The sequence below is a fragment of the Mesorhizobium sp. M4A.F.Ca.ET.022.05.2.1 genome, assembly GCF_003998845.1.
Classification (GTDB): Bacteria; Pseudomonadota; Alphaproteobacteria; order Rhizobiales; family Rhizobiaceae; genus Mesorhizobium.
Genome location: NZ_RZOJ01000024.1, coordinates 23,666 through 32,857 on the forward strand (window position 1 = coordinate 23,666; position 9,192 = coordinate 32,857).

7 protein-coding genes, 1 pseudogene and 1 riboswitch are annotated in these 9,192 nt (G+C 59.8%); of the genes and pseudogenes, 5 read left to right on the forward strand and 3 right to left on the reverse strand.

Annotated elements, in window-relative coordinates; genetic code table 11:
* Window positions 1-3: 3 nt before the first annotated feature.
* On the forward strand, window positions 4-1,128 hold the full coding sequence (locus EN745_RS05065; protein ID WP_126057626.1) for a DNA repair exonuclease: 1,125 nt from the start codon (window positions 4-6) through the stop codon (window positions 1,126-1,128).
* A complete protein-coding gene (locus tag EN745_RS05070; protein ID WP_126063810.1) occupies window positions 1,125-3,758 on the forward strand; it encodes an ATP-binding protein in 2,634 nt (877 codons plus the stop codon). Before EN745_RS05065 ends, EN745_RS05070 begins: the two co-directional genes overlap by 4 nt.
* Before the next feature lie 21 nt (window positions 3,759-3,779).
* Here the strand turns inward: EN745_RS05070 and EN745_RS05075 are convergent, their stop codons facing one another.
* The 3 genes and pseudogenes from EN745_RS05075 to EN745_RS05085 form a co-directional block, all read right to left on the reverse strand.
* The gene (locus tag EN745_RS05075) at window positions 3,780-4,157 is read right to left on the reverse strand and encodes a DUF5615 family PIN-like protein (protein ID WP_126057625.1); all 378 of its coding nucleotides are present in this window, start codon (window positions 4,155-4,157) and stop codon (window positions 3,780-3,782) included.
* Between the two features lie 4 nt (window positions 4,158-4,161).
* Window positions 4,162-4,812 carry a DUF433 domain-containing protein gene (locus EN745_RS05080; protein WP_126057624.1) on the reverse strand — a complete coding sequence of 217 codons (651 nt, stop codon included), beginning with the start codon at window positions 4,810-4,812 and terminating at the stop codon, window positions 4,162-4,164.
* Between the two features lie 533 nt (window positions 4,813-5,345).
* Window positions 5,346-5,867, reverse strand: a pseudogene (locus EN745_RS05085) (SMC-Scp complex subunit ScpB).
* An 898-nt stretch (window positions 5,868-6,765) separates the two neighbouring features.
* Here EN745_RS05085 and EN745_RS37590 point away from each other — a divergent pair.
* The 3 genes from EN745_RS37590 to EN745_RS05100 all read left to right on the forward strand — a co-directional run.
* Window positions 6,766-7,227 carry a hypothetical protein gene (locus EN745_RS37590; RefSeq protein WP_306283303.1) on the forward strand — a complete coding sequence of 154 codons (462 nt, stop codon included), beginning with the start codon at window positions 6,766-6,768 and terminating at the stop codon, window positions 7,225-7,227.
* Window positions 7,228-7,889: 662 nt separating this feature from the next.
* Entirely contained in the window at window positions 7,890-8,117 is a 228-nt protein-coding gene (locus EN745_RS05095; protein WP_245454713.1) for a hypothetical protein, read from the forward strand.
* Window positions 8,118-8,238: 121 nt separating this feature from the next.
* Window positions 8,239-8,355, forward strand: a riboswitch (TPP riboswitch).
* A 103-nt stretch (window positions 8,356-8,458) separates the two neighbouring features.
* Window positions 8,459-9,192 (forward strand): phosphomethylpyrimidine synthase ThiC (locus EN745_RS05100; protein WP_189362962.1); only part of this gene is annotated, 734 nt, incomplete at its 3' end.

Below are 9,192 nucleotides of genomic sequence, written 5' to 3' on the forward strand. Positions count from 1 at the left end.
TCCATGTTTCGATTCATCCACAGCTCCGATCTTCATATCGGCAAGCGGTTCGGCAACATGCCAGAGGATCTGCGCGGGCGGCTCCGTGAAGCGCGCCATGGCGCGATCAGCCGGCTGGCAGAGCAGGCACGCGTCCATGGTGCATCCACCATACTTCTGGCCGGCGATACGTTCGATACCGAAACGCCCACTCCAGCGATGTTGCGGCAGGCCATGGCCGAGATGAGCCAGAGCGCGCCTCTGCGCTGGATATTGCTGCCTGGCAACCATGATTCCCTGTTGGCTGATCAATTGTGGAGTGCAGCGGACAGCGTTGTGCCGGACAATGTCCTGCTGGCGACGCGGCCCGAAACCCTGACCATTGGCGCGGACGTGGCGCTGCTGCCTGCACCTTGCACCACCCGCAGACCCGGTCGCGACCTTACCGAGTGGATGAACAGCGCCGCGACGCCGCAAGGCGCCATCCGGCTCGGCCTTGCTCATGGCGCTATTCAGAACTTTTCCGAAGATTCAGCAGCGTCCGATGTCATTGCACCAGATCGCGCGACTAAGGCCGGCCTCGATTATCTGGCACTTGGCGACTGGCACGGACCCGTCACCATCAATGAGCGCAGCCGTTATAGCGGTGCGCCCGAACCTGACCGTTTCAAGCATGATACACCCGGTCAGGCCCTTGTCGTTTCCATTGCCGGGCCTGGCGCCGTGCCCGAGATCGTGGCCGTTGAAACAGCTAGCTTTTCCTGGAAAACCGCTCCCCTGCATCTGCTGTCTGGCGACGACAGCGCCGCGGCATTTGAAGCGTTGCTTCCACCGGCTCATCTGCGGCGTCAGACTTTGCTGCGAATTGCCGCGTCTGGCCGGGTGCGGTTAAGTGGGCGAACGATCCTTCAAGCGGCGATCGCGGTAGCCGCGCCCGACTTCGCCTATCTGGAACTGGACGGGGACGGGCTCGCGACCGACTGCGAAAGTGGCGATTTGGATCGGATCGACCGCTCTGGTGCCCTTCGCGAGGCAGCGCAGGCACTGTTGGATGAAAGCAGCGACGAAACCCGGTCGGCTGTCGAACGCGACATATCGCGAGAAGCACTGGTTCGGTTGTTCAGCTATTGCGAGGCGATGGGATCATGAAACTTACGGCCCTTCGGCTCCACAACGTCAAACGGTTCGCCGGGCAAGGCGTCGCCATCGAAAACATCGGCGACGGCGTCAACGTGCTTTGCGCGGTCAATGAGTTCGGCAAATCAACCTTCTTCGAAGCGCTGCACGCACTCTTTTTCCAGCCTCACACGGGCACACCCGAAGGCGTGCGACTGTTGCGGCCTTACAGTGGGGGCAATCCGGTGGTGGAGGCCGACATCACCACTTCAGAAGGACGCTATCGACTTGCCAAGCAGTTTTATGGCGGCAGGCTGGCCAGCGTTATTGACCTCGACGGCGGGCGACTGTTGGCTCAAGCCGATGAGGCCGAAGCCTTTATCGGCAAACTAATCCATGGCGGAAGCGCAGGACCGGCAGGATTGCTCTGGGTTCGCCAAGGGGTCACCGGCATCGAAAGGCGCAGCAAAAGCGAGGAGGACGGCGAAAAACGCGTGCGCGAAAGCCTACTGTCCTCGGTTCAGGGGGAAGTTGAAGCCCTGACCGGCGGGCGACGCATGGCCGAAATCGCCGCGGCATGTGAAGAAGAACTCTATAGCCTGGTTACGTCAACGCTGCGTCCCAAGAGCGGCGGTCTCTATGCGGCAGCGCTCGACGAGCGTGACAAGCTGGTGAAAGACGAGCAGCGTCTCAGCGCCGAAGTCACCGGTCTGCGCGATTCGCTCGACAAGCGGCGCATGGCGTTGGCGCGTCTGTCTGAGCTTGAAAACCCCGAAGAAGGCGCCACTCGGCGGGAAGCCATCTCGGCCGCGGAAGCCGCAGTCGAGGCCGCCAAATCGCACAGCGAAGCCTTGAAAGCCGCCGAGGCGGAAGCTGCCCTTGCCGCAATTCACCACGACGCGGCGCAGCAGGCCCTCGATAGTTTTCGGACCGCGCTCAAACGAGCCACGGATTTGCGCCAGCAGTCGACGATTGCGCAGCTTCGCCGCAGTGAGGTTCTCGATCGGCGCGCTTCTGCCATTGCCGAAAACGAACAAGCGATGGGCGAAGTTCAAGCAGCCGAACTGGAAGAGCGCGAAGCACGCGAATTGCTCGCGCGGCTGGATGCGACTCTTTTGGCGCGTGACGCTGCCGAACAACTGGCCGGCTCGGACAACCGGTTGAAACAAGCCGAAGTCGCCAGAACCCAGATCGAAGATGGAGAGGCAGCACTGGCGATGCTGGCGGTGCCGGAACAAGCTGTCGAGCAACTCCAGGCGCTCGAAATCGAGATCGCCAGCCTTCGTGCAGCTCACCTGGCAACCCTGCCGACGCTATGCATGGAATACCGGGACGGCGCCGCCGATTTGGTGACCATCGATGCCAAGCCCTTGCCCCATGCAGAAGACCAAAGCTTTGCTGGCACCGTACGCCTGGATATTGCCGGCATCGGAGCCTTGACCCTGCGATCGAATCGGCCGCAGCAGGCCGACCGGACCATCGAAGACGCCGAAGCGAAGCACCGCAGCCTGCTTGCGTCCCTCGGTGTCGATAGCCTCAGGACGGCACGCCAGCGCCTAGTGGAAGCGCGCGACAAAGCTACCGAACTGGGCTTGGCGCGTCAGCGACTTGCCGATCTCGCGCCCAAGGGGATACAGCAATTACACGAGGAGCTTGCTCGTCTGAGTGCCCTCGGGGCCGGGGACCTCGAACTCAAAGTCGATCCAGAACAGATCCGGCAACATCATGCCGCAGCCGAGCAGCGTGTGGCGACAACACGCAACAGCGTGCGCGAGGCCTTGCCTTTGCGCAGCCATGCCGACGAGGCTGTCATGGCTGCGGAGACGGCTTATGTCACCATCCAGGCGGAACTGACCAGCCTCGAGGTCATATTGGGACCCGATGCAGCGCGCGAGGAAAAGGGGCGCTTGCTGCTCACCGAGGCCACCGCACGACAAAAGCTGCGCGAAGCGGCCGAAATGCGCGCTGCTCCCCTGCGCGACGGCGCTCGCGATCTCACCAGCGCTGAAGCCGTTCTGCGCCGCGCCCGTTCGGTTCAGGATGCCGCCACACAGGAAGCAAGTCAGTTGCGTGTAACCCTGGCCGATCTCAATGGCCATATTCGCACTCGGTCCGACGACGCGGTGGAAGAAGCTTTGCGCGAGGCCACAGAAAAATTGGAAATCGCTGGAGAGCGAGCGAGACGCTTCGAATTCGAAAAAGCCGTCCTCGACCGGCTGCGCACGACGCTGGTCGCTGCGCGCTCGACGGCACGCGATCTTTATCTGAAGCCGGTCATGTCCGAGCTGCGACCGCTGCTTGGATTGCTATTCGATGACATCTCCATAGTGTTCGACGAGAACACACTGTTGCCACAGACCGTTCGCCGCAATGGTCAGGATGAGGATGTCGATAGGTTGAGTGGCGGCATGCGAGAACAGCTTTCGGTTCTGACACGTCTGGCCTTCGCCCGTTTGCTTGCCCGCGACGGCCGACCCACACCGGTTATCCTGGATGACGCTTTGGTTTATTCCGATGACGACCGCATCGAGCGCATGTTCGACGCTTTGCATCGTCAATCACACGATCAGCAGATTCTCGTTTTCTCCTGCCGCCAACGCGCGTTTGCAAAACTCGGCGGTAACATTTTGCAGATGAGCGACTGGCAACCGGGTCGGTCATAAGCGGAGATCGCGCAGCCTCAGCTAGGGCGACGGCAGATCGTATCGTGTTACGATTGCAATGCCGTTTTCGATCTCGATTTCGATAACTTCATTAATCAGGAATTCCTCTGGGCCAAGATCCTCGAGGAGAGCATCGAAGAGCTCTCTCTGTTTTTCAGGCCCGACCTGAGGGACGACGATAATCAGGCCGGCGTGAACCGGTTCTTTGGCATAGAGCTTCCTGAAGTCCTTAGCATTGTTGGTGACGAAGGTGAAATCCTCATCGATAATGAGCGGCATGAGGTCCCAGTCGGTTTCGCCGCTTAGCCCAAGCCAGTTGACGTGGTTTGCTTCATGTCCGCGTTCTTGGGCTACCGCAACCAGAGACGTGTGCAGGCACTCATCGATCAGAAACCTCACGAGGTCACACGCGTCTCGACCTGGCCGACGGACCTGGGTCGCCCTTCAAAACCACGCGCTTCGACGACTTTATTTTCACGCCCTGCTCGACCAGCTTCTTAGGCCGCCCACGAACCGGGTGCGCGGCGACCCACATTCTGGCGAGCTCAATCACGCGCGGCGTTAGCTTCGGATATCCCTCCAGAACCTCCGCTTCATCTGCGCCCTGCGCTAGCATCGTCGTGATCATACGAACAGGGATGCGGGTTCCTTTGAAGACAGGCTCTCCGCCCATCACCCCTTTAACGCGGCCGATGGCGGCCTCCGCTTCATCAAGATCCACGATGCGCGCTTTGAGCTGTTTACGTGCCTCGGCGACGTCGACGATCAGCAGGTCGTCGGCCCTTACGGTCTTGGCCCTTGGGGCAGCTTTGATTTCCTCGAACAGGCGGTAGCGACGATCAGCGGGCAATGTCGCACCCACGCCATACCAAAGCTTGAGCCGCAGCAAATCCTCGCCGGTCAATGCCCGTCGGACGACCCCACCGATGCGCCGAGCAGTGCTTGGCACAGTATCGACAATGCGTTTGTCGATCGCATTGTGCACGGCCTTGATTCCTATCCCGCTGACGGCGGCTGCCTCTGCGGGGGTGTAGATGCGAGCAAGTGTGCCCATTATTCTTCTCCTTATAAAGAATAATATAGGCCGTTTGACCCCCTCCGTAAAGGCACGCGTCTTTGGAATCACGGCGGTTAGCAAAGGCGGTGGTGAGCCGAGAGGCCTCACAAACCCTTGGGGCTCGAGATGGCAGACTCGGCGCAGTATAATTGCGCTAACTATCGAATTTGCAGTTGGCGACAAACGACACACGAGTTCGTCGCGGACTTTTAACTCTGCGAAGGCGCGTCTTCGAGCGCTTTGAAACCCTACACCCATCTGCAGGCCATCTGTATCAAGCTTTGGACCAAAACCGTTTCCATCGCTCACGAGCGTTCTCTCTGGGGGTCTCAAGTGGGGCTTGCCCATGGCCACGAATTTTTGGGCGACAGCGGTGCAGAGGCCGCATACCGCTGCCTGCTTGACGTCGCTGACCGTGTCCATGTCCGAAATTTGCCTACAAATTTCGGACGCCCTTGGGCGCGCTAGATTCGCTATGGAAAGCTGGAAGCACTCGCAAGCCCGGTGGCCACAGCGTCTGCAGCGCCAAGCTATTCCTCCGTATCCAAACCCGCATCCTCATGGCCACTAGCCAACTCTGGCATAATTTCACCAGCAAGCAGCTCATCTCTGCTCAGCAGCCCGGCATCCTCGAGCGCCTCGCAGTCCGGGAGATCGCGAAGCGTGTCGAGGCCGAACTCGAGCAGGACGCTTTTGTCGTCACATAGGTGTAGGGAGCGCCGGGCGTCGGACTGCGCGGGTTCGACGCGATCAGGCCGGTGCCGCAGATGGCCGATCAGGTCGCGACTGATTACTTCCCGAAAACCGACGACAATTCGGCGCGGGTAATCGGCTGGAAGTGCCGAACACATCAGCATCAGCACGTCCGACCACGTCAGGTCCACGGCACGCCCGCTGCTTCCGCAGGCGCGGATGGCATCGGCATAGGCCGGCCGTGTCAGGTGCTTCCAGCCGCCGGCGACAGCGACGAGGTCATAGGGCCGTCCGCGCAGCTCTCGGATGTCGTCGATGAGAAGGTCACGGGCGAGCTCGCGGGAGAGACTGCACCGCAAGCGCGTCCCGCGCGCGCGAACTGCTCGATCAACTGATCTCAGACGACGACGAATCTCGTCCAGATTCCAAAAGCGGTGGCCGCAGCGGCGCTTTGCGGGCTCGCGTTACCACAGATCGCAGAACTGTGATCTCGCCTTGTGCCCGAGACCGCAATCTGGGCTCGCGACGAAGCATATCGCTTGCGATCATCAAAGGACGCGTCGACGCCGTCGGTTGCCTTTTCCACCGCCGCCTCACACATCGTGTTGGGGCTGAAGAGCTACCTGCAAATCCTCGCAACGGGCGCGGCCGCATCCTTGATTTTACAAATTGACACGTCTTGGTTTTTAGAAAATGCCACGTGCGATGATGGCGCCAAAAAAAAATGTCACGCGAGATGATCATGCCTGAGGTAAATGGTCCGCCAAAGTTGGGAAAGGTATACCGGTTGAATGGTGGATAGGTACGCCGGATAAAAAGGGCTTCGGGTTCCGGAAGACGAACTAATCGACGGATAGGCGCTGCTCGTGAGGGAAACTGCATGCGCATTACGGTTATGACCATCCAGGGATGTCGGATATGATCTTGAATAGTGACATTGCAGGCCAAAGAGCGGCCGAGAAGCTAGCAGAGGGCCTGAAATCGCAGGGCAAGCAGCAATACGAAGAAAGGTCGAGGGAACGCGAACGAGATGTGTCTCGTTAGGTCGCACGTTGCACCAGGGGTGCGTCGGAAGGCACTCCGCCGTGTCCTGAAGAGGTAGCCTGCACTTGAGAATAGCCACGGTGGTACCTTATTTTCGGCTGTGAAGCACACGAGACCCGCGACGTGAGACCCAGTTGCTCAATACCCAGTTGCTGGGTGAGCGTGCATGACTGCCAACGGAAGGTCTTGCACGCACCCTCGCGATCTTGAGCAATGGTCGCCATGACTTTCTTCTTGCAGGCTTTTGAGTGGCCCAGCCTGCAATCACCAGACCCCACCGACTCTAAAGAGCGTGGCAGACGGGATAGTCGAGGTTGCCCGGCACAATTACGCTCAAGGCTTGCGCCGCCCAGAGGACACGCTGAAAAGGCAGCATGGGCGCGCAAGCACGCCATTCACGAGAGGTTCGACATGAAGACTATGCAAGAAAAAGACATTCCGGCATTCGTGCAAGCAGTTGTGGAGGCCGGCTGCAACATTTGCGCGATTGGCAACTTGGGATATGTCTTTGGCGATGCTGATTTGACGCCGGCGCAACGGAGGTCCGTCGAGCCACAGCTGCGCAGGATTGCTGAGATCTACGGCGAACGCGATCATCTCATGGACGAGATAGCTGTATATCTGCGGTCGATCGGACGCCATGTCGAGGTTGAGCCGAAGACAGGTGTTTCCTGATGGCCGCGATCGATCGCGTTCCGTAGTCGCCATTTCTATTGGGTAACGAGCAGCCGTCTTCCAACCTCTGAAACAAAAAAGAGGTGACCCCCAAAGGCCGCTCTCGAGACCGCAAGTCTGAGCCGCTAACGCATTGCGATAACCAGGCTGTCCGAACTGGGCGTCGATGCCTTCCTCGACCAGGTCGCGGTAGGCGGCGATCTCATCTACCGCATGCATAGCCAAGCCAGAGAAGTTTTCGGCAGCGGAATTCTCGGTCGCTTCCCCTTTTATGACTAGAGGGTGCGGCCGATCCGGCCGCGACGATCTCGCAGGGATTGCCATATACGGCAACACGAACACCGGCGGATCAATACTCGGATAATGGCGGCCGGCTATGTAGCGATCGATCGCGCACCAACATATCAATGCAATAGCTTAGTTGCTTTCAAAGGCGGGTCTCTACGAACTGCAAGCAAGCTAAACGATTGCGTCAACTCTTCCTCGCAGAGCGAAAACTCCGCGCCCACGCGATTTCTCTGCTGGAACAGCGGCACATCCTCAGCGCCAGGACACGGCCGCCGCCGTCGGGTTTTACGAAGCCGGTGATTGCATAAGTTGCCCGCAAGATATCATTGGTATCGGGAACGCCGCCGATGCCGCATCCTGAATAGAGCGGCCGCTTGCACCTGCCAGCCCGACGACCAGATCATATCTGCAACTCCATCTACCTGGACGTGGTGCAAATCACCTCGCTGAAGCCGCAAATCGTCGCCTTCGACCAGGATAACCACATCCGTGACCGCCTGAGCTACTCGGTCGATCTCGACGCACATGGCCGATACAGTTTTTCCATCCTTCACGAAGCGAATGAGACTTTGGCCATTCCAGCCCTGGTCTACGGGGCGTGACTTGTCCCCGATGCATGCGCGAGCTCTCCGCTCGGCCGGCCGCCGGACGTCGCCACCGGCCGAAGGCGCCCGAAGGCGCCCGAAGGCGCTTGACAAAGCAGCACCGGCCCATTCAACTTGAGGCATTCACCAGGGGAGTCCCGGTAAGGGGCTGAGATACTGCTGGCTTTCGCGGCGCAGTGACCCGTTGAACCTGATCCAGTTCATACTGGCGTAGGGACGGTGCAAGCGCTTTGCGGGAGTTTACGCCCGAGGTCCTGCTGCAGCAGGTCTACAGAAGCGTCTTTTCATCCTTCCGGCACAGAACTGGGTCTCCAATGCATGAGCAAAGGAGCCTCACGATGAATGCCCTCACCCCCGCCGTGTCGACGGGACCACTGCCCGCCTCGCGGAAAATCCACAAGCCCGGCGTCCTCTACCCGCAGATCAGGGTGCCGATGCGCGAGATTTCCGTCCATCCGACGGCCGGCGAACCGCCCGTCACCGTCTACGATCCGTCCGGCCCCTACACCGATCCATCAGTCCAAACCAGCATCGAAAAAGGCCTTGCCCGGCTTCGCCACGAATGGGTCACGGCGCGTTGCGATGTCGAAGCCTATGACGGCCGCCACGTCCGGCCGGAAGACAATGGATTCGCCACCGGCGAGCGCCTGACACCGGAATTTCCGATACGCAATCGGCCGCTCAAGGCCAAGCAGGGCAAGGCGGTGACCCAACTTGCCTATGCGCGCGCCGGCATCATCACGCCAGAAATGGAGTTCGTAGCCATCCGCGAGAATCTCGGCCGCGAGGTGATGCGCGGCAAGCTGCAACGCGACGGCGAAGCCTTCGGCGCGGCGATCCCAGATTTCGTCACACCCGAATTCGTGCGCGACGAGGTGGCGCGCGGACGCGCAATCATTCCCGCCAACATCAATCATCCCGAGAGCGAACCGATGATCATCGGGCGAAATTTCCTGGTGAAGATCAACGCCAACATCGGTAACTCGGCTGTCACATCGTCGATGGCCGAAGAGGTCGAAAAGATGGTGTGGGCGATCCGCTGGGGCGCCGATACGGTGATGGACCTGTCGAC

What these genes read in the sequence shown, in the direction of transcription:
- EN745_RS05065 (WP_126057626.1), top strand. Translation starts at nt 4, where the DNA reads ATGTTTCGATTCATCCACAGCTCCGATCTTCATATCGGCAAGCGGTTC.
- EN745_RS05070 (WP_126063810.1), top strand. Translation starts at nt 1,125, where the DNA reads ATGAAACTTACGGCCCTTCGGCTCCACAACGTCAAACGGTTCGCCGGG.
- EN745_RS05080 (WP_126057624.1), bottom strand. Translation starts at nt 4,812, where the DNA reads ATGGGCACACTTGCTCGCATCTACACCCCCGCAGAGGCAGCCGCCGTC.
- EN745_RS37590 (WP_306283303.1), top strand. Translation starts at nt 6,766, where the DNA reads ATGGTCGCCATGACTTTCTTCTTGCAGGCTTTTGAGTGGCCCAGCCTG.